Below are 1,039 nucleotides of genomic sequence, written 5' to 3' on the forward strand. Positions count from 1 at the left end.
GGCTTTGTTGCACAAACCTATCTGTAAAGGCTTTTTCAGCGATATAATTTTCAAATGAAGAAGCCTACACACAAAATCTACCGCACAACCAATTGGCCCGCATATAACCGAGCACTCATTAATCGCGGAAATATTGCCCTTTGGTTTGATCCTGCTACGCAATGGTATGCTCCATCAAAAGGCAAACAAGGGCGAAATCAAACCTACTCCGACGCAGCCATCCAATGCTGCTTAATGATTAAATCCTTATTCCGTCTATCTTTACGTATGGTCACTGGCTTTGTGCAAAGTCTGATTAAACTTTGCGGATTAAATTGGACCGCACCAGATTACAGTACGCTTTGTAGAAGACAAAAGCATATTGATATTGCAATCAGCTACCAAAAAAGTAGCGATGGGCTGCATCTACTCGTAGACTCTACAGGGATGAAGTTTCTAGGTGAGGGCGAATGGAAACGCAAGAAACATGGAGCTGAATATCGTCGCCAATGGCGTAAACTACATATTGGTATAGATGCCAAAACCCTACAAATACGCGCTATTCAGCTCACAACCAATAATGTCTGTGATTCACAGGTGCTTGGTGATTTACTTAATCAGATTCCACAAGATGAGCAGATTGACTCTGTTTATACCGATGGAGCTTATGACACCAAGCAATGCCGTCAGGTCATTGCAGATCGGCAAGCACATGCGGTGATTCCACCTAGAAAAAATGCGAAACCATGGAAAGATACAAAGAGTAGCTCGCTAGAGCGAAATGAATTACTTCGAACAATTAAACGTTTAGGTAGGACACTATGGAAAAAATGGTCAGGCTATCATCGCCGAAGTTTGGTTGAGACTAAAATGCACTGCATCAAATTATTAGGAGATAAACTCAGTGCAAGGAGCTTTGATAGCCAAGTCAATGAGGTTCATGCACGTGTAGCAGTCCTCAACAGATTTACGGAATTAGGTCGACCACTTACCCAAGTTACGCCTTAAATTTGGCTCAATTAGGGGCGCTTTGCCTTTCAAATCTTTGTGCAACAAAGCC

The 1,039-nt window shown here is 42.4% G+C and carries 1 protein-coding gene; it reads left to right on the plus strand.

What is annotated here, in order from left to right:
- Positions 1-54 precede the first annotated feature (54 nt).
- The gene (locus tag WA352_RS21695) at positions 55-987 is read left to right on the plus strand and encodes an IS5 family transposase (protein WP_005064486.1); all 933 of its coding nucleotides are present in this window, start codon (positions 55-57) and stop codon (positions 985-987) included.
- Positions 988-1,039 lie beyond the last annotated feature (52 nt).

This window comes from Acinetobacter sp. 102 (genome assembly GCF_037028485.1).
Lineage (GTDB): Bacteria > Pseudomonadota > Gammaproteobacteria > Pseudomonadales > Moraxellaceae > Acinetobacter > Acinetobacter higginsii.

Coding starts and splice junctions, on each gene's coding strand:
- WA352_RS21695 (WP_005064486.1), top strand. CDS start 55: ATGAAGAAGCCTACACACAAAATCTACCGCACAACCAATTGGCCCGCA.